The 18,891-nt window shown below is 68.8% G+C and carries 20 protein-coding genes and 1 riboswitch; of the genes, 16 read left to right on the top strand and 4 right to left on the bottom strand.

Annotated elements, in window-relative coordinates; all coding sequences use genetic code 11:
* Positions 1-134: 134 nt before the first annotated feature.
* The 3 genes from LEL84_RS10590 to LEL84_RS10580 are packed head-to-tail and all read left to right on the top strand — an operon-like array spanning position 135 to position 2,229.
* A complete protein-coding gene (locus LEL84_RS10590; RefSeq protein WP_065629636.1) occupies positions 135-605 on the top strand; it encodes a hypothetical protein in 471 nt (156 codons plus the stop codon).
* The gene (locus LEL84_RS10585; protein WP_058249965.1) at positions 602-1,015 is read left to right on the top strand and encodes a rhodanese-like domain-containing protein; all 414 of its coding nucleotides are present in this window, start codon (positions 602-604) and stop codon (positions 1,013-1,015) included. The genes LEL84_RS10590 and LEL84_RS10585 overlap by 4 nt, the downstream gene beginning before the upstream one ends.
* Positions 1,012-2,229 carry an O-succinylhomoserine sulfhydrylase gene (locus tag LEL84_RS10580; protein ID WP_226514009.1) on the top strand — a complete coding sequence of 406 codons (1,218 nt, stop codon included), beginning with the start codon at positions 1,012-1,014 and terminating at the stop codon, positions 2,227-2,229. The genes LEL84_RS10585 and LEL84_RS10580 overlap by 4 nt, the downstream gene beginning before the upstream one ends.
* Before the next feature lie 73 nt (positions 2,230-2,302).
* On the opposite strand, the gene LEL84_RS10575 is transcribed toward LEL84_RS10580, so the two are convergent.
* Positions 2,303-3,247, bottom strand: a complete 945-nt coding sequence (locus tag LEL84_RS10575; protein ID WP_226514008.1) for an ERCC4 domain-containing protein — start codon at positions 3,245-3,247, stop codon at positions 2,303-2,305.
* A 61-nt stretch (positions 3,248-3,308) separates the two neighbouring features.
* The gene (locus LEL84_RS10570; protein WP_226514286.1) at positions 3,309-4,385 is read right to left on the bottom strand and encodes an isochorismate synthase MenF; all 1,077 of its coding nucleotides are present in this window, start codon (positions 4,383-4,385) and stop codon (positions 3,309-3,311) included.
* Positions 4,386-4,492: 107 nt separating this feature from the next.
* A riboswitch (SAM riboswitch) is annotated at positions 4,493-4,606 on the top strand.
* A 19-nt stretch (positions 4,607-4,625) separates the two neighbouring features.
* On the opposite strand from LEL84_RS10570, the gene LEL84_RS10565 reads away from it, so the two are divergent.
* Positions 4,626-5,552, top strand: a complete 927-nt coding sequence (locus LEL84_RS10565) for an aminotransferase class V-fold PLP-dependent enzyme (RefSeq protein ID WP_226514007.1) — start codon at positions 4,626-4,628, stop codon at positions 5,550-5,552.
* The gene (locus tag LEL84_RS10560) at positions 5,549-6,049 is read left to right on the top strand and encodes a hypothetical protein (protein ID WP_226514006.1); all 501 of its coding nucleotides are present in this window, start codon (positions 5,549-5,551) and stop codon (positions 6,047-6,049) included. Before LEL84_RS10565 ends, LEL84_RS10560 begins: the two co-directional genes overlap by 4 nt.
* A gap of 162 nt (positions 6,050-6,211) precedes the next feature.
* Here LEL84_RS10560 and LEL84_RS10555 read toward each other — a convergent pair whose 3' ends face one another.
* Positions 6,212-6,724, bottom strand: coding sequence for an inorganic diphosphatase (locus tag LEL84_RS10555; RefSeq protein ID WP_058249886.1), 513 nt, complete (start codon positions 6,722-6,724; stop codon positions 6,212-6,214).
* A gap of 164 nt (positions 6,725-6,888) precedes the next feature.
* Here LEL84_RS10555 and dacB point away from each other — a divergent pair, with 164 nt between their 5' ends.
* From dacB to tilS, 3 genes are read left to right on the top strand one after another with little or no spacing between them, the layout of a single operon-like run.
* A complete protein-coding gene (gene dacB / locus LEL84_RS10550) occupies positions 6,889-8,292 on the top strand; it encodes a D-alanyl-D-alanine carboxypeptidase/D-alanyl-D-alanine-endopeptidase (RefSeq protein ID WP_226514005.1) in 1,404 nt (467 codons plus the stop codon).
* Complete coding sequence (locus LEL84_RS10545; RefSeq protein WP_226514004.1) at positions 8,289-9,404, top strand: zinc-dependent metalloprotease; 1,116 nt, start codon at positions 8,289-8,291, stop codon at positions 9,402-9,404. The genes dacB and LEL84_RS10545 overlap by 4 nt, the downstream gene beginning before the upstream one ends.
* Positions 9,401-10,333, top strand: a complete 933-nt coding sequence (tilS, locus tag LEL84_RS10540; protein WP_413466957.1) for a tRNA lysidine(34) synthetase TilS — start codon at positions 9,401-9,403, stop codon at positions 10,331-10,333. Before LEL84_RS10545 ends, tilS begins: the two co-directional genes overlap by 4 nt.
* A gap of 27 nt (positions 10,334-10,360) precedes the next feature.
* On the opposite strand, the gene LEL84_RS10535 is transcribed toward tilS, so the two are convergent.
* Positions 10,361-11,086 (bottom strand): glycine zipper family protein, encoded by a 726-nt coding sequence (locus tag LEL84_RS10535; RefSeq protein WP_226514002.1) that lies wholly within the window; start codon positions 11,084-11,086, stop codon positions 10,361-10,363.
* A 302-nt stretch (positions 11,087-11,388) separates the two neighbouring features.
* Between LEL84_RS10535 and hpt the strand changes: the two genes are divergently transcribed.
* From hpt to LEL84_RS10495, 8 genes are all read left to right on the top strand, one after another.
* Positions 11,389-11,952 (top strand): hypoxanthine phosphoribosyltransferase, encoded by a 564-nt coding sequence (gene hpt / locus LEL84_RS10530; protein ID WP_068971960.1) that lies wholly within the window; start codon positions 11,389-11,391, stop codon positions 11,950-11,952.
* A 171-nt stretch (positions 11,953-12,123) separates the two neighbouring features.
* Positions 12,124-14,511, top strand: a complete 2,388-nt coding sequence (ftsH, locus tag LEL84_RS10525) for an ATP-dependent zinc metalloprotease FtsH (RefSeq protein ID WP_226514001.1) — start codon at positions 12,124-12,126, stop codon at positions 14,509-14,511.
* 9 nt (positions 14,512-14,520) lie between these two features.
* Positions 14,521-15,132: a GTP cyclohydrolase I FolE gene (gene folE, locus LEL84_RS10520; RefSeq protein WP_137809947.1), complete on the top strand. Its 612-nt coding sequence runs from the start codon at positions 14,521-14,523 to the stop codon at positions 15,130-15,132.
* A gap of 50 nt (positions 15,133-15,182) precedes the next feature.
* Positions 15,183-16,037, top strand: a complete 855-nt coding sequence (gene folP, locus LEL84_RS10515; protein WP_226514285.1) for a dihydropteroate synthase — start codon at positions 15,183-15,185, stop codon at positions 16,035-16,037.
* Complete coding sequence (gene folB, locus LEL84_RS10510; RefSeq protein WP_226514000.1) at positions 16,030-16,401, top strand: dihydroneopterin aldolase; 372 nt, start codon at positions 16,030-16,032, stop codon at positions 16,399-16,401. The genes folP and folB overlap by 8 nt, the downstream gene beginning before the upstream one ends.
* Positions 16,398-16,916 carry a 2-amino-4-hydroxy-6-hydroxymethyldihydropteridine diphosphokinase gene (gene folK, locus LEL84_RS10505; protein ID WP_226513999.1) on the top strand — a complete coding sequence of 173 codons (519 nt, stop codon included), beginning with the start codon at positions 16,398-16,400 and terminating at the stop codon, positions 16,914-16,916. Before folB ends, folK begins: the two co-directional genes overlap by 4 nt.
* Positions 16,913-17,428 carry a DUF3180 domain-containing protein gene (locus LEL84_RS10500; RefSeq protein ID WP_226513998.1) on the top strand — a complete coding sequence of 172 codons (516 nt, stop codon included), beginning with the start codon at positions 16,913-16,915 and terminating at the stop codon, positions 17,426-17,428. The genes folK and LEL84_RS10500 overlap by 4 nt, the downstream gene beginning before the upstream one ends.
* A gap of 115 nt (positions 17,429-17,543) precedes the next feature.
* Complete coding sequence (locus LEL84_RS10495) at positions 17,544-18,884, top strand: DUF6779 domain-containing protein (RefSeq protein WP_226513997.1); 1,341 nt, start codon at positions 17,544-17,546, stop codon at positions 18,882-18,884.
* Positions 18,885-18,891: the final 7 nt, after the last annotated feature.

Genomic DNA, 18,891 nt, shown 5'->3' with positions numbered 1-18,891 from the left:
TTCGCCGCGGAACTTAGGGCCACCTTACGCAGGACGTGTTCGATGTCGACGTCGTTCGGCGCTCCGCCTGGTGCGTCCGGGCTCCGACGACGCCGGTCTCAGCCGCCGCCGGGACGCTCGATAGACTGCCCGCCATGGCCGAAGCTGCAGGTGAGGGCGACCAGAAGCCCCCGTCGTGGAAGAACGCCTGGCCGTTCTTCGTCGCGGCCGGCGTCGTGGGACTCGTGGTGCTCGGCGTCGTGCTGTCGAATGTGACCCGTCCGGCCGAGGACCGGGCCGGCGACTCGGCTCAGGTCCAGTACGCGATCAACGACATCTACACCGCGCGCAACGGTCCGAACTTCGGCGAATACCGGGCGAACACCTGCGCGGCCGACGTCGAGGCGGCCGACTTCGTCTCCGAGGAACAGTTCCTCGCCGACAACCGGGAGTCGCTGCTCGCCAACGGTCACATCGAGATCCCGGAGATCACCGAGCTGGTGGTCGACGGTGACCGGGCGACCGCGAAGGTTCATTGGCACTATGACAAGACCCCCGATGACGTGAACGTCGTGGACACGATCGTGGTGCGCGAGAACGGCGAGTGGAAGGTGTGTTCCTCATGAGCTATGCCGGTGACCTGACCCCGCGCGAGGCGTGGGAGAAGCTCGAGAACAACCCGGATGCGGTGCTGGTCGACTGTCGCACGCAGGCGGAGTGGTCGTTCGTCGGCGTGCCCGACCTCGAGGTCCTGGGCAAGCGCGCGATCTTCGCCGAATGGACCACCTTCCCCGAGGGTCGCCGCAACGACGACTTCGTGGCGCAGCTGCGTGATTCCGGTGTCTCCGACGACCAGGAGGTCATCTTCATCTGCCGCTCGGGGCACCGGTCGATCGGCGCTGCGGAGGCCGCGACCGCCGACGGTATCGCGAAGGCATACAACGTGATCGACGGGTTCGAAGGCGCCCTCGACGAGAACGACCACCGCGGGACGTCGGGCTGGCGTGCCGAGAACCTGCCGTGGAGGCAATCGTGAGTTCTGATCTGCCCGTCAGTCGTGAACTGCCTGAAGGGCTCTCGGCTGACACGATCGCGGTTCGCGGCGGGCTGGCGCGTTCGGGTTTCCACGAGACGGCCGAGGCGCTCTATCTCACGAGCGGTTACGTCTACGACTCCGCCGAGGCCGCCGAGCGAGCCTTCACCGGCGAGGACGAACGATTCGTCTACTCGCGCTACGGAAATCCGACCGTCGAGATGTTCCAGGAGCGGTTGCGCCGTCTCGAGGGCGCGGAGGCGTGTTTCGCCACCGCGAGCGGCATGGCCGCAGTGTTCGTCGCGCTCGGTGCACTGTTGAAGGCCGGCGACCGTCTCGTCGCCGCCCGCAGCCTGTTCGGTTCCTGCTTCGTGGTCTGCAACGAGATCCTCCCGCGCTGGGGGATCGAGACCGAGTTCGTCGACGGCGAAGACCTCGAGCAGTGGGAGCGGGCCCTGTCCAAGCCCACCGACGCGGTGTTCTTCGAGACACCGTCGAACCCGATGCAGAGCCTCGTCGACGTCGTGAAGGTGTCCGAAATGGCGCACGCCGCGGGCGCACAGGTGGTGCTGGACAACGTCTTCGCCACCCCGCTGCTGCAGCGGGGTCTCGAACTCGGCGCCGACGTCATCGTCTACTCGGGCACCAAACACATCGACGGCCAGGGGCGCGTCATGGGTGGCGCGGTACTCGGGACCAAGGAGTACGTCGACGGTCCGGTGCAGCAACTCATGCGACATACCGGTCCCGCGTTGAGCCCGTTCAACGCCTGGACCCTCGTGAAGGGGCTGGAGACGATGCGTCTGCGCGTCGACGCCTCGGTGTCGTCGGCGCTGCGGATCGCCGAGTTCCTCGAGAGCGATCCGCGCGTGCGCTGGGTCAAATACCCCTTCCTGCAGTCACACCCGCAGTACGACTTGGCGAAGTCGCAGATGTCCGGCGGCGGCACGGTGGTGACCTTCGAGCTCAACGATCACGACGGCATCGACGGCAAGAAGCGCGCCTTCGAGGTCCTCAACGGCCTGCGGATCGTCGACATCTCCAACAATCTCGGAGATTCGAAGTCGCTGATCACGCATCCGGCGACCACCACTCATCGTGCGATGGGTCCCGAGGGACGCGCGGCGATCGGTCTGAGTGACTCGGTGGTGCGGCTGTCGGTCGGCCTCGAAGGGGTCGACGACCTGTTGGGCGATCTGGATCAGGCGCTCGGCTGACGCCCGCGCTCACGGCTCCCGTACCCGCTCAGCCGAATCCGTTGAGCGGGAATGCATCATGAGACGCGGCAGCTCAGCCGTTGCGACGATCCCAGGCCGCGCGCACCGGAGCGGGGATACGGCCCCTCGCGGGCACCTCGAGTCCCTCGGCCCGAGCCCAAGACCTGATCTCCGATGGTGTCGCGGGCGGCCCCTGCATGCTGTGCACAATGGTCTCGCTGCCGGCGGTGAGTCGCCACTCGTGTAGCGCGGCACCGAGCCAGCGGTACACCCATTCCTCGGCGAGCTTCCGGTTGTCGCAGAACACGATCGGCACGGTCGGAAACCGGACCTGTGCCTCGGCCGCTGCCTCGGCCAGCGCGGCGCCGCTGACGTATTCGCGCGTGAACAGCTTGCTGTACGAGGCTTCGACGACCACCGCGGCGCGGCGAAGTCCGGCGAGACCTGCCAGTTGGTAGGTGAGAGTTCCCTTCATGAGGCCGTTGCCGAGATCGTCGATCGACTTGCGTTCGACGGCGGCGATCACCTCGTCGTCGTTGACGATCGCATAGTCGCCGGCATCGAGGCGGTGTCGAGTGGTGGTCGCCTGCTGATGGCTGAAGGAGTAGGCGTACTTCTCGCCCGTGTCGACGACGATCTCGAGTGCCTGGCCGTGTGCCCGGGCGGTGGGGAGGGCGACGTTCGGACGCGCCTGCTTGGTGGTCTTGCGCGTCTGCCAGAAGATCATCTCCCGTCCTCGAGCGCGGGTGATGACGAATTGTGAGCGATTCTCCCTGGCCCGGGCGAGTACCAGGTCGATCGCCGCCCCGCGCCGCGTCACCGAACGTACTGCGAGTCGTTCGACGATCTGCGGTGTGGTCGGCCACTCCTCAGCGCGGTGGCAGTAGACCTTGCTGGTCCGCGGCCACGTCTCTCTCACCTTGAGGACAATGCCGTCGCTGCCGAGCGGGATACGTACGAGAAAGGGCAGCGAGGAGCCCTCTTCCGGGTTTCGGGCGATGATCAGATCGTCGGGCATCGAAGGTCAGCGTAACGGGCTGCGGTCGCCTGCGGTCGTGTTCGACCCCGAACCATCTCTGCTAATCGAGGCTGTCGATTCCGAACGCGTTCAGGACCGTCCGCAGCTTGAACGCCGTCTCCTCGAGTTCGCCCTGCGGGTCGGAGTGTTCGACGATACCGCCGCCGGCCCACGTCCGGAGGCTGCGACGATCGGCCTCGAGTTCGAGGCACCGGATGGTGACCATCCACTCCCCGTCGCCGGCGGCGTCGCACCAGCCGACCGCCCCCGCGTAGAAGCCGCGCTCACCCTCGACCTCGCGGATGATCTGCGCAGCAACATCACTCGGCGTGCCGCAGACCGCCGGGGTGGGGCCGAGCAGGAGTGCGAGATCGAGCGCAGTGGTCGCCGGGTCCCGAAGCCGCGCGCGGATCGGGGTGGCCAGATGCCAGACCTCCCCGGTCGACTGCAATTGCGGGGTCGACGGCGCGTCGACGTCGTCGCAGAGGTGTCCCAGCCGGTCTCGCAGGTGGTCGACGACGAAGGCGTGCTCGGCGAGGTCCTTTGCCGAGGAGAACAATCCGTCGGCAGCGGCGCGGTCGACGACCGGGTCGGGTGACCGCGGCGCCGATCCCGCGTACGGGTGGCAGGTGACGACGGAACCCGACTTGCGCAGCAACACTTCGGGACTCGCGCCCAACAGCCACGAACCCGAGCCGGTGGCCGCGCCGAGATCGACACCGAATGCGTTGTGTCCGGCATTGCCGCCCGCCAATGCGTCGAGAAGTCGCAGAGGCTCGACCTCGGCGTCGAGCACGATGTCGACGCTGCGGGCGAGGACGACCTTGCCGACGTCGCCGGCGACGATCCGCTTCACCGCGTGCGCGACCCGTTCGCGGTGCTCGTCGGCCGTGGGGTACAGGGTCGTCGACACCGGCGTGCGCGTCAGTGGCGGCCCGCCCGCCAGCGGCGCCGCGTCGACGTGCAGGACTTCGGGCACCACCAGCGCGGCGGGGTCGGCGAGGTCGAAGGGGATCGCGCCGGTCAGACCGTCGACGGTCCCGGCGCGCAGGGCGGCCGAGGCGGCGTCGACGTCGGTGAACGCACGGACCGCGCCCATGCCCCGCACGGTGCCGTGCGGGCGGGACAACACGAACACATCAGTCGCTGACACCCCTGACACGCTACAGGTAAGTGTGCCCTAACTTCCGATCACGTTGAGTGAAAATTGACACGTCCGCGCGAGATCGACGACCCTTGGTCGTAGGTCATGAGTGCCAGTGACAAGCCCCGGCTCGCTGGTCGGCAACCCTCCTTCGCGGTGGGGTGCTCCGGGTGACGACCCGGCCGCGTACCGACCGGACGCGGCAAGCGCGAATTGTCTGAGGAGTTTCCTGCCGTGACCGCTGTCCTGTCCGCACCCGCCGGTCGTCTGTCGCCAGCAGTCGACGTCCGCCTCGACGCCGCCCGGGAATCGGTGCGGCAGTTCGTCCGTGCGCGAGTCGACGACACCATCGTGTTCACCCGCGATCCCGCCGGTGCCCTCGACCTCGCGGCGCGCATCACTCCTGGCGACGTCGTCGTCCTCGACATCGGGTCGGGCGCCGACCTGCTGCGGTGGTGCGCACCACGGCATGGGCGCGACCGGGCGCGGTTCGTCCCGGCCTGCGAGACCATCGAGGACACCTTGGTCGCGCTGGAGACCGAGCTCGCCTCGGCGCCGGCATCGCTCCTGGTCGTGGCCGCAGTATCGGACATCACCGGCGAGGTGCTGCCGATCGGCCGGCTCGCCTCGCTCGCGCACCGGTCCGGGGCCCGCATCCTGGTCGACGCCGCGCAACTCGTCGGGCACCGGCCCGTCTCCGTCGTCAGCCACGGCATCGACTACCTGGCGTTCGGTGCACCGGGTCGGAAGACGGACGGCGCCGGCGTCCTCATCGGCCGTCGTGACTGGTTCGACGCCGCCGACGTCGACGTCTCGCCCGACGCCGACGGCGTTCCCGGGGCGATCGCGGTCGCCGAGGCGTGTCGGGTGCTCGCCGATCTCGGACCCGAGACGATCGGGCTGCACGAACGCCGCCTCGCCGAACGTCTCGACGCCGGCCTGGCCGCGATCGGCGGCTTCACGCCGCGGCGGATCTTCACCGATTCCACGGACCGCGCGGGGATCGCGGGCTACACCGTCGACGGCCTCGCACCGCCGGCCGATACGGTGCGCGCGAGTTTCGGAGCGGGCACCACCGTCGACGACATCGACCGGATTCTCGATGCATTCCGGGCGCGAACCGAACAGACCGACCGAACTCGACCAGGGGTGAACAGATGACCATCGAACTCGACGCACGTGCTGACCGCGGCACCGTGATCGCCGCACCGACTGCCACCCCGACGGCCCCGATCAGCATCGGACGTCCGGGATTCCAGATCGCGCTCGCGGGAGACGAACTCGCACAGACGTTTCCGATCGTGGTGCGGCGTGAGACCCTCCGCGAGGCGCAGCGCGCCCGCTCCCTGCTGCGGGCCGGCAGTCACGATCAGGCCAAGTTCGTGGTCGCACTCGAGGTGGAGGTGGCCGTCGCGCCGGACGCCGCGTCGGCGCGCGTGGCGGCTGCTGCGGCGGTGGACGCGTCGTCGGAGACGAGTTCGGGGACCATCCGCTACATCGGGACGACTCACGGACTGATCACACTGGTCCGCGACATCTACGCAGCCGAGGTCGCCGACGCCGTGATCCTCATCCCGATCGACGGCGCGGCCACCGAACGCCGCATCCGCGAACAGATCCTGCCGGTGCTCGCCGAGCAGCGGTACCGCGTGGCCTGACCCACTGCTGGTTGAGCCGGCACCGAGCGCAGCCGCCGGGCCGAGCAAGCGACGAAGGAGCGCGTCGAGGTCGAGGAGCCGAGTCGAAGCCACCTGGTGAACAGACAAGACCGCCGGCACCATCGCGAATGATGGTGCCGGCGGTCTCGTGTGCGGGAGAGATCAGCCGCGCGAGGGCTCGTTGGCCGCGTCGGGGTGCGCAGCGAGGCGATCGATGGCCTCCTGTGCGATCTTCTCGGCCTGGTCGCGGCCGACCCATCCGCCCGGGTCGACCTCCTTGCCCGGCTCGAGGTCCTTGTAGTGCTCGAAGAAGTGGGCGATGGGTCCCAGCTCGTATTCGGACACGTCGGAGATGTCCTTGATATGGTCCCAACGCACGTCCTTGGCGGGGACGCAGAGGAGCTTGTCGTCGCCACCGGCCTCGTCGGTCATGGTGTACATGCCGACGACCCGTGCGCGCACGATGATGCCGGGGAACACCGACTCGGGGAGCAGGACCATCGCGTCGAGCGGGTCGCCGTCCTCACCGAGGGTGCCGTCGATGTAGCCGTAGTCGGCCGGGTAGCCCATCGAGGTGTACAGGTAGCGGTCGAGGTAGACCTTGCCCGTCTCGTGGTCGACCTCGTACTTGTTGCGGCCACCTTTGGGGATCTCGATGGTCACATCGAATTCCACAGTTCCTCCTGGCAGTCTTGATCGGGGATGCCGCGCCGGGCCGAAACGCCCGCACGCTGCCCCAACGATACTGTTGGTCCGGCGACCTCGATGTTCGTACCCCTCGTTGTGCGTATGTCCGGGCCGTTCCATCGACCGTCAACCGCGAGAGACCCGGAGGCTTTGTGGGCGCATCCACCCGAAACGGCGGTCGTTCCGGTCGGAGACTCCTGTGGTGGACGATCACCGCGGTGGTGATCCTGGCCCTCGTCGCGACGGCCTCGGTGGTCATCGCGCTCCGGCTCGACCGGGAACCCGAACTGCCGCCGGGGGTTCCCCCGCAGCCCGCCGCGATCGCCGTCGACCCCCGGATCGACCCGGTGGTCGCCTCCGCGCCGGAGCCCACGCCGAGCGGTGTGTCGCGGGCCATCGCGCCGGCACTGCGGAATCCGGCGCTCGGCGAACTCACCGGCATGATCAGCGACTCGCTGACCGGCGCGGTCCTGTGGACCAGCAACCCCGAGCGTCCGCGGATCCCCGCGTCGAACGCCAAGATCCTGACCGCGGCTGCCGTGCTCGAAGCCGTGCCGCACGATCAGCGACTGACCACGACGGTGGTGGCCGGCAGCAACGGCCAGATCATCCTCCGAGGTGCGGGTGACCCGACCCTGTCCGCACAGCCCGCCGGCACCGACACCTTCTACACCGACCCCGGTCGCATCGCCGACCTGGCGCGGCAGATCGAGGACACCGAGATCCCGGTGACGTCGGTGGCCGTCGACCTGCGCGCGTTCTCGGGTCCGACGATGGACACCACCTGGGACCGCCGGGACATCCAGGGTGGCGACATCGCGCCGATCGAATCGCTGATGGTCGACGGCGCCCGGCTCGAACCGCTCGACGAGTACTCGCCGCGCACCGCGGCCCCGGGCATCATGGCCGGCGAGGCGCTGGCCGCGGCTCTCGGCGTCGAGGGTCCCGTCACGGAGGTGACCGGTTCCGGCGCACCCGCATCCGGGAACGACCGCGTCATCGCGAAGGTCCAGTCGGCGCCGCTGGTCACCCGGGTCAACGACATGCTGCGCTACAGCGACAACGTGCTCGCCGAGACGCTTGCCATCGAACTGTCGGTGCACCGGGGCGGGCCGCCGACGCACGCCGGCGGCGTCGAGGCGATCGAACAGGTGCTGTCGTCGATGTTCCCGGACCAGTGGGCGGGTACCACCTTGCACGACGCGTCGGGGATCTCGTACGCCAACCGCACCACGCCGGAACTGCTCGACGCCGTGATGACGGCCGCGAGCGGGCCCAGTCGGCCGGCGCTGCGCCCGATGCTCGACGGGCTGCCGATCGCCGGTGGCACCGGCACGCTCGCGGACCGGTTCGACGCCCCCGGCAACCCGGGCGCGGGCTGGGCCCGCGCCAAGACCGGAACACTCACCGGGGTCAGTTCGTTGACCGGCATAGTGCAGACAGTCGACGGCCGCGTGCTGTCGTTCGCCCTGATGTCCGGCGGCACCTCGCCGGCGGACGCGCGACCCGCCCTCGACGCCGTGGTGGGTCAACTGAGAGAGTGCGGGTGCCGATGACCACTTCAGGAACCGCCGGGTCGGACGTCACCGACGCCGGGACCACAGAGGTCGCCGAGACCGCCGACCGTCAACCGGGCATCGGGTCGCAGATCGACTGGTCGCTCGCGGCGTCGACCGCCAAACGTCTCGCCCGTCCCGGTCCCAAGACCACGGCCTACACCTACGAGGCGGCCCGTGCGGAACTGGCCGACGCCGCGACCCGGGCCGAAGCCCCGGTCCGTGAGGTCACCGGGCTCGCCGACGGCCTGCGCGTACCGACGACCCGGGTCCTCGACCGGGCCGGGTGGATCGACGCCGCGTCCCGGTCGATGCGCTCGATGCTCGGCTCCGACGAGTCGATCGATGCGGGATCGCCCGGACTCGGGGCCCGATTCGGCGGCCTCCAGGCCGGCGGATTGCTCGCCTTCCTCTCCACCGCGATCCTCGGCCAGTACGACCCGTTCACGCCCGACCCGGAGACCGGCGAACCGGGTGTGCTGATGGTGGTGACACCGAACATCATCAACGTCGAACGTCAGCTCAATGTGATCCCCTCGGACTTCCGCCTGTGGGTGTGCCTGCACGAGGTCACCCACCGGGTGCAGTTCTCGGCCAACCCGTGGCTGCGCGACTACATGCAGGACAACGTGGCCGTGCTGACCTCCGACGCCGGCGAGTCGACCACCGAGATCGTCACGCGGATGACCAAGGCGCTCAAGGGTTCCGACGGTCCGCGCGAAAAGGGTGTGATCGGGGCGATGCAACTGCTGCAGAGCCCGGAGCAGCACGCCGCCTTCCAACGCATGATGGTCCTGGGCACGCTGCTCGAGGGTCACGCCGACCACGTCATGGACGCCGTGGGTCCGGCGCATGTGCCGTCGGTGGCGAGCATCCGAGCCGCGTTCGACAAACGACGCACCGCTCCCCAGAACCCGGTCCAGCGACTCATCCGGGCGCTCATCGGGATGGACGCCAAGCTCGCGCAGTACATCCGCGGCAAGGCCTTCGTCGACGCGGTGGTCGAGGCCGTCGGGATGGAGCGGTTCAACGTCGTGTGGACCTCGCCGGACACGATGCCGCTGCCGAGCGAGATCGACGACCCGCAGGCATGGATTCAGCGGGTCTTGTGAGACGGGCGGTCGCGGAGTTCGCGGCCGCTCATCTCTCCGGGCCGCAGGTCTGTGTGGGCCTTTCCGGCGGACCGGACTCGCTCGCGCTGACCGCAGCCGCCGTCGGCGCGGGTCTGGACGTCACCGCGCTGATCGTCGACCACGGACTGCAGCCGGACTCTGCTCAGGTCGCCGCGGCGGCAGGAGACGTGGCGGGGAGTCTGGGTGCCCGCGTCCGGGTGCTCCCGGTGCGCGTCGGGCGGCGTGGCGGCCTCGAGGCCGGAGCCCGTGAGGCCAGGTATGCGGCGCTCGACGAGGCCCGCGCCGATCGGCCCGTCCTGCTCGGCCACACCGCCGACGACCAGGCCGAGACCGTGCTGCTCGGGTTGGCCCGCGGGTCCGGGTCCCGCTCGATCGCGGGCATGCGTGCGTGGAACGACCCCTGGGCCCGGCCGTTGCTCGGCGTCCGCCGACGGCAGACGCGGGCGGCCTGCACCGAACTCGGTCTCGCGCCCCATCGCGATCCGCACAACGACGATCCGCGGTTCACCCGTGTCCGACTGCGAACCGAGGTGCTGCCGCTGCTGGAGGAGGTTCTGCGCGGCGGGGTCGTCGACGCGCTGGGTCGCACCGCCGAGGGCCTGCGGGCCGACAACGACGCGCTGGACGAGTGGGCGGCCGGTGTCCTCGCCGGGGCCGGCCGAGACGAGGGGCTGGCGATCGCGCCGCTGCTCGCCGTGCCGCTCGCGGTCCGTACGCGTGTCCTGCGCGCCTGGCTGCTCGGCGTCGGCGCCACCGAACCGACGCACCGCGTCATCTCGGCCGTCGACGATCTGGTGGCGACCACCGGGAACGCGCGGTCGCAGGTGGCCATCGGCGGCGACCCCGAAGCACGACGCGTCGTCGTACGTGCCGGGGAAACACTGACGGTCCGCCTCACCGCAAGGTGAGACGGACCGTCGTGGAGACTCGGGCGATCAGCGACGCGGCGGGGTGAACGGCGAGTTGATCGTCTGGAAGTACTGGATACCTGCTCCGATCAGGGTACCGCCGCCTCCAAGTGCCAGGCCCACGATCCCGCCCGCTGCCGCGCCGACGGGAATACCGACGATAATGCAACCGATGGGGGTGAGTGTGACGGAGGTCAGGGCGCACCCGAGAACCCCACCCACGATGCCGCCCAAAATAGTTCCTACAAGCGACGAAATCGTCATGCCCGTACGCACCTGTGAGTAAAGCCTCTCCAGCGCCTGGTCGTCTCGCTCTTGGCGCGTTTGCGGCGCCGCTACCTGATGACGCGCCACCCCACGCAGCCTGTCAACCTCGGTTGCTGCCACAGGCGTCGCCCGAGCGGCGTCCCGCGAAGGTGTCAGCGTGACCGTATTTCCCGCGTTACGCGCGTCGATCGGGAACTGCTGGTACTCCTTGCGGTAGCTCAGTGGCATGCGAAACAGCTCGGTGCCGGCCAGGTCACGAATCGAGAGCGTGCCGTTAGCGGTGGTCACCGAAGCGTTGTGAACCTTGAGCGTGAGTGAATTGGCATTCCAAGACGCGTCGTAAGTCGATGCCGGGGCATTCTTCGGTGCTGCCTGCGCAAATCCGGCGAACGCCGTGATCGCGGCTGTGACCAGCGAAATGGTTGCGACGAGCAGTACTCGCGCACGGGCACGCGGGGCAGTCGCGTGATGCCGTTTGAGTGACATGTAGTGGGGTCTTTCCGCTAGAAGCATGGGAGGGACCGGGCTGAATCTATTTCCTTGAGCTAAAGAAACTTAATGGCCCGGTAGCCCACTGGACACAGTTACGTTTACAGAGCACGCCAGTAAATATTGTGAAGATGTTCCTTCAGTGATCAATGGTGCCATTTGTTATGGCAATGTGACTAATCGACCGAAACCTACTCGGCGGAATGGTCCAAACGACGGACACCGTTCGTCGCGTGTTCGCAGGTTTCGGTGTCCGGGGTACGGGAGCACGCAAGGGGCCGGCATGCGAAGCTGGGACCGTGCAGTTTGCCGATCCGTATGCCGCCGACATCGACGCTGTCCTGATCACCGAGGACGAGATCAAACAGCGCACCGCCGAACTCGCCCAGTCCGTGGCGTCGCGCTACGCCGACATCGAAGAGGATCTGGTTCTCATCGGTGTCCTCAAGGGCGCGATCATGTTCATGACCGACTTCGCCCGGTCGCTGCCGATCCCGTCGCAGATGGAGTTCATGGCGGTCTCGAGTTACGGGTCGTCGACCTCGTCCTCGGGTGTGGTCCGCATCCTCAAGGACCTCGACCGCGACATCGAGGGACGCGACGTGCTGATCGTCGAGGACATCATCGACTCCGGTCTGACGCTGTCCTGGCTCATGAAGAATCTCGCCACACGGTCGCCACGCAGCCTGGAGGTGTGCGCTCTGTTGCGCAAGCCGGACGCCGTGCGTTCCACCATCCGGGTCGCCGACGTCGGGTTCGACATCCCCAACGAGTTCGTCGTCGGATACGGCCTCGACTACGCGGAGCGATACCGCGACCTTCCCTACATCGGACGACTGAAGCCGTCGGTGTACACGCACTGATCCATCGCCGGCGCATGACGCGGCGCCCGCGTGTCCGACCTGCGAGGGAACGGTTTCACCAGCGCGATCGTTGACCGGTAGCCTCAATGTGTACGTCGACGGGAAGGACATGGGAACGGCGTCGGCACCGGGACTCGATCCCGTGAGCCCGCACGACCCCCACCAACTGGCATGAACCGTAAGACAGTCTTCCGCAACCTCGCCATCCTGGCGCTCATCCTGCTCGCCCTGTGGGGCTGGAGCGTGATGAGCGACTCCGGCCGGGAGTACCGCGGCGTCGACACCTCTGTCGCACTGCAGCAACTCAACGACAAGAACACCAAGTTCATCAGCATCGACGACCGCGAGCAGCAGCTGCGCATCGAGCTGAACACCCCGATCAAGGTCAACGACGCCGACGCCGACAAGATCAGCGCCAAGTACCCGGCGCAGGCGGGGGACCAGGTCTTCGAGGCCGTCCAGGGCACCGGCGCCCCGTACACGACCAACGTCAACGAGCAGTCCGTCCTGTGGCAGATCCTCATCTTCGTGCTGCCGATGATCCTGCTGTTCGGTCTGTTCTTCTTCGTGATGAGCCGTATGCAGGGCGGTGGCCGCGGCGGCGTGATGGGCTTCGGCAAGTCGAAGGCCAAGCAGCTCACCAAGGACATGCCGAAGACGACCTTCGCCGACGTCGCGGGCGCCGACGAGGCCGTCGAAGAGCTCTACGAGATCAAGGACTTCCTGCAGAACCCGACGCGGTATCAGGCGCTGGGCGCCAAGATCCCGCGCGGTGTGCTGCTCTTCGGCCCTCCCGGAACCGGCAAGACGCTGCTGGCCCGCGCGGTGGCCGGCGAGGCGGGCGTCCCGTTCTTCACGATCTCCGGTTCGGACTTCGTCGAGATGTTCGTCGGCGTCGGCGCGTCGCGTGTGCGTGACCTGTTCGAGCAGGCCAAGAACAACAGTCCGTGCATCATCTTCGTCGACGAGATCGACGCCGTCGGCCGGCAGCGCGGCGCGGGTCTCGGCGGTGGTCACGACGAGCGTGAGCAGACGCTCAACCAGCTCCTCGTCGAGATGGACGGGTTCGGCGACCGCTCGGGCATCATCCTGATCGCGGCCACCAACCGGCCCGACATCCTCGATCCGGCACTGCTGCGCCCCGGCCGATTCGACCGGCAGATCCCGGTCGGCAACCCCGACATGGCCGGTCGCCGGGCCATCCTCAAGGTCCACGCCAAGGGCAAGCCGATCGACTCCGACGCCGATCTCGACGGTCTGGCCAAGCGCACGCCCGGCATGTCCGGAGCGGATCTGGCCAACGTCGTCAACGAGGCGGCGCTGCTCACCGCACGGGAGAACAAGCAGACGATCACCGCCGAGGCCCTCGAAGAGGCGGTCGACCGGGTCATCGGCGGTCCGCGCCGCAAGTCCCGGATCATCAGCGAACACGAGCGCAAGGTCGTGGCCTATCACGAGGGCGGCCATACCCTCGCCGCCTGGGCGATGCCCGACCTGGACCCGATCTACAAGGTCACGATCCTGGCGCGCGGGCGCACCGGCGGCCACGCGCTCGCCGTCCCCGAGCAGGACAAGGACCTGATGACCCGCTCGGAGATGATCGCGCGGCTGGTGATGGCGATGGGCGGCCGTGCCGCCGAGGAACTGGTCTTCCACGAGCCGACGACCGGCGCGTCGTCGGACATCGACCAGGCGACGAAGATCGCGCGTGCGATGGTCACCGAGTACGGCATGAGTTCGAAGTTGGGTGCGGTGCGCTACGGCCAGGACCAGGGCGATCCGTTCCTCGGCCGGTCCATGGGCTCGCACACCGACTACTCCGCGGAAATCGCGAGCGAGATCGACGACGAGGTGCGCCGGCTCATCGAGGCCGCGCACACCGAGGCGTGGGCCATCCTGACCGAGTACCGGGACACCCTGGACGTGCTCGCGACGCAGCTCCTCGAGAAGGAGACGCTGACCCGCAAGGACCTCGAGAAGATCTTCGCCGACGTCGACAAGCGTCCGCGGATCACCGCGTTCAACGACTTCGGCGAACGCACTCCGAGTGACAAACCGCCGGTGAAGACGCCGGGAGAGCTGGCGATCGAACGCGGTGAGCCGTGGCCGCCGCCGGAGCAGGCCAAGATCCCCGAGCCGGTGGGTGCCGGTTATCCCGGTGGGCCGCAGGTCCCCGGCCAGGTGCCGAACTACCCGCCGATGTATCCCGAGCCGGGTGGTCCGACACCCCCGACGCTGGGCAATCCGGAACCGCGGTACCCCGACCACGGATATCCGCCGGCCGATCCCGGCCCCCACTATCCGAATCCCCAGTATCCGAACCCCCAGTACCCGAACCCGAACTACCCCAACCCGCAGTATCCGGACCCGGGCAACGGCCGGACGGCACCCGGGTCGGGCGGGCCGTACGGGGGCGGCACGCGTCCGGATTACGGCGCGCCGCGCGATTGGTCCGCACCCGGTTGGCCGCCCGAGCCCGACCCGCGGTCGGGTCGCAACGGCGACACGAACGGCTGGGGTCATCGCGCCGGTGACGACGACTCGCGTCCGAGTTCGTAAAGTGGCCGGATGAGTATCAGCGAGCGGCGGGACGCCGTACTCGAGGGACCCCGGTCCGACTTCGACCAGGCACGCGCCGAAGCCGCGGTCCGCGAGTTGCTGCTCGCCGTCGGCGAGGACCCGGATCGGGAGGGTCTGATCCGGACGCCCACGCGGGTGGCGAACGCCTACCGGGAGATGTTCGCCGGCCTGTACACCGAGCCCGACGAGGTCCTCGCCACGACGTTCGACGAGGACCACGACGAGCTGGTGCTGGTGAAGGACATCCCGATGTACTCCACCTGCGAGCATCACCTGGTGTCGTTCCACGGTGTCGCCCACGTCGGCTACATCCCCGGCGCCTCGGGCCGGGTGACCGGGCTGTCCAAGTTGGCGCGCCTGGTCGACCTGTACGCGAAGCGTCCGCAGGTCCAGGAGCGGCTCACCAGCCAGATCGCCGACGCGATGATGCGCAGACTCGAGCCCCGCGGGGTGATCGTGGTGATCGAGGCCGAGCACCTGTGCATGGCCATGCGCGGTATCCGCAAACCCGGCGCGACGACCACCACGTCGGCGGTGCGCGGCATCTTCAAGACCAGTGCGGTGTCCCGCGGCGAAGCCCTCGACCTGATCACCCGGTGACGCAGGCGCACGCAGTCCCCGCCGGCGGCGGTGTGCACCGGACTCTCGTGATGGGCGTCCTCAACGTCACCGCCGACTCCTTCTCCGACGGCGGCCGCTACCTCGACGCCGATGCGGCCATCGCGCATGGGCTCGAACTCATCGAGCAGGGTGCCGACCTCATCGACGTCGGTGGCGAATCGACCCGGCCCGGCGCGGTCCGGGTCGACCCCGGTCTCGAGGCGGAGCGCGTGGTCCCGGTGATCGGCGAACTCGCCGCGCGCGGGGTGACCGTGTCGGTCGACACGATGCGCGCCCCGGTCGCGGCCGCCGCGATCCGGGCCGGCGCCGCGATCGTCAACGACGTGTCCGGCGGGCGTGCCGACGCCGACATGGCGCGGGTCGTCGCGGACGCGGGATTGCCGTGGATCCTGATGCACTGGCGCCCGGCCGGGGACAGCACGGACCGGCGGTTCACGCACCGCAGTGGAGACGTCGACGGGTACCGGGACGTGGTCGCCGAGGTGAGTGGGGAACTGCTGGCCCAGGTCGACGCGGCGGTGTCGGCCGGCGTCGACGCCGACCGCCTCATCCTGGATCCGGGGCTGGGCTTCGCCAAGACCGCCGAGCACAACTGGGCCCTGCTCCACGCATTGCCCACCATCACCGGGCTCGGCTTCCCGGTGCTGGTCGGAGCCTCCCGCAAACGCTTCCTCGGGTCGCTGCTGCGTCGCGACGGTGCGGATCGGCCGCCCGCCGGACGCGATGTCGCCACCGCGTCGGTCTCGGCGCTGTCCGCCGCCGCGGGCGCGTGGGGGGTGCGCGTCCACGACGTCGCGAGCAGTCGCGACGCGGTCGCGGTCGCGGCGGCCTGGCGCAACGGCGGTTCCCGAACCTCGTCCTCGGTAGGAGACTCGAATGGCTGACCGGATCGAACTGCGCGGCCTCAAGGTGCGCGGCAATCACGGTGTGTTCGACCATGAACGGGTCGACGGCCAGGACTTCTACATCGACGTCGTGCTCTGGGTGGACCTACGGGCCGCCGGCGAGTCCGACGACCTCGCCGACACCGTCGACTACGGCGCGCTCGCGCAGCAGGTCGCCGGCATCGTCGGGGGCGAACCGCGCAACCTCATCGAGAAGGTGGGGGCCGAGGTCGCGGAGTCGATCATGACCGACGAGCGCATCGATGCCTGCGAGGTGACCGTGCACAAGCCGTCGGCGCCGATCCCACTGACCTTCGACGACGTCGCGGTGGTGACCAGACGTTCCCGCGAGGGGACGCGATGAGCCGCGCGGTGCTCTCGGCCGGTTCCAACATCGGTGACCCGACCGCGCACCTGCGTTCGGTCGTCGAGGCTTTCGCCGACGACCTGGTCGCGGTGTCCGCGGTCTATTCGACGCCGCCGTTGGGCGGGGTCGAGCAGGAGGACTTCCGCAACATCACGCTCGTCGTCGACGGCCCGCATGATGCGCGCGGGTGGCTCGAGCGCGGATTCGAACTCGAGCGGGCGGCCGAACGGACGCGCGAGATCCGCTGGGGGCCGAGAACTCTCGACGTCGACGTCGTCACCGTGTCCGAGTCCGGCCAGGTCGTCGTGTCCGGGGACCCGGACCTGACACTGCCCCATCCCCGTGCCGCGCAACGGGCTTTCGTCCTCGTCCCGTGGCTCGAGATCGAACCCGATGCCACCCTCTGGACCCCGGACGGGGCGCGCGCGGTGTCCGATCTCGTGGCCGGGCTCGACGCCGCAGAGCGGGACGCGGTGCGTCCGGTCGGCCGCCTGACCGGGGTCGACTCGTGACCGCGCCGGACCCGCGCCGGCCGGATCAGGACGACGAAGAAACCGGTCTCGGTCCCACCCGGGTCCGCGATCTCGCCGTCATCGCAGCGGTCACGGCGATCGTCGCGTGGATCCTGGTGCGGTACAACTACTCCGATTTCCCGCCGCTGCCGTTGCTCGCCGGTGTGGTGCTGTATGTGCTTGCCGCACTCGAGATCGTCAGCGCCTTCGTCGTCCGTTCCCGGGTCGATTCGCGGGATGTCGGTCGCGCGCGGGGACAACTCCATCCACTCACGGCCGCGCGAGTGCTGGCCCTGGCCAAGGCTTCTGCGATCCTCGGCGCGATCGCCGTCGGGGTGTGGCTGGGTCTGCTGGCCTTCCTGCTCGGCCAACACGATCTGGCCGCTGCCGACCACGACCGGCCGGGCGCGATCGTCGGACTGATCGGCGGGGTGGTCCTCGTCGGTGCCGCGCTGTGGCTCGAATACTGCTGCCGAGCACCCGACGATCCGTCCGCCGTCGGCGGTCCGTGAGGGTCGGGGCGAGTGTCGGACGCCCCGCGCACTCGTCGCCTAACATGTCGACTATCGGAGAAACTCCGCACCCGCCTGCGGTCCGAATGCACTCACAGCGGGTAAATTCACGATCATGACGACCTCGAACGGCCGTGCCGCCGACTCGCGCCGCTCGAGTCGGTCGACGGCTCAGTGGTTGCTCGGCCTCTTGATCGTGCTCGCACTGATCGCCAGCATCCTGATGGTCTTCACCGACAGGCTGTCGATCACCGGCTCGCTGGCGGTCATCGCGGCGTTGTGGGCAGCCGTCATCGGCGCGATCCTGGTGACGAAGTTCCGCCGGCAGGCCGAGAGCGCCGAGGCGAAGAGCCGGGACCTCCGGTTGGTCTACGAACTGCAGCTGGAACGCGAGATCGCCGCGCGTCGGCAGTACGAACTCGACGTCGAGACGACCATTCGCAAAGAGGTCACCGCCGAGTCGAACGAAGAACTCTCCGAGCTCAAGGCCCAGGTGCTGGCGTTGCGTTCCAGCCTGGAGATGCTCCTCGGTGAACCGCTGCCGGATCAGCGGGTCGCCCTGTCGAGTGAGAAGATGCGCGAACTGGCCTCGGGCCTGAACGACGAATCACGCGCGGGTCGTCGATCTGGTGCACCCTACGGCGGTGGCTTCTCCGGTGACCTCGGTGGCGTGTCCTCCTATGGCGCCACCTACGCCGACGACGGGGTGCTCGCCGCGCGCGACTTCGCGGCGACGGCTCCGACCGCGGACGACGGCAGGCATAAGGGACCGGTCGATCCCAACGAGATGACCGAAGTGATCCCGGTCGTCACCGACGACCCGATCTCGGGCCGCATCGCCACCGAGGTATCGCCCGATGAGCCCGCGGCGACGAGCGCGCCGGCCGAACCCGCTGCCGCGACGGGGACGTCCGATGCGGACGTCTCCGACGCCGAGATCGTCGACACCGATCACCCCGGCCGCACGGAAGCCTCCGCCGGCGCCGAGACCTCGTCTGCGGACGGTGCGTCGACCGGCGCCGGAGAGTCCGCGTCAGTGCCGTTCTCCGGGGGCTTCTACCTCGGGAACGACACCGACGCGGCGGATACCCGAGGCCCGGGATCGCAGTCGCCGGTCGCGGACGCGAATCAACCGCTCTACACCGACGACACCCCGACCGACGAATGGTCGACCCGGGCGGCGTCGGGCGAAGCACCCGAGAGCGACGAGACCCCGGGCGTCGCGGATGCTTCCGACGACGTGGAGCCCCCGCCCTTCCTCGGGTCCGCTGGACGACACGAGAATCAGCCGGGCGGTCGGCCCGCGGAGTCCTTCGGCGGTGGTCGTCGACGCCGTGCGGTTGCCGACGACGCGGAATCGGCACACTCGGCGGGGTTGCCCGTCTCCGAACTCCTGAGCCAGCTGCGGTCACAGACGGAGTCCACCGGCGGCGGACGGCGCCGACGGAACGGCTGATCCGCCC

It is taken from the genome of Gordonia sp. WA4-43, from assembly GCF_020520305.1.
Lineage (GTDB): Bacteria > Actinomycetota > Actinomycetes > Mycobacteriales > Mycobacteriaceae > Gordonia > Gordonia hongkongensis.
Note: the sequence above shows the minus strand (reverse complement) of the source record. Positions and strands in the feature narration are given on the sequence as shown.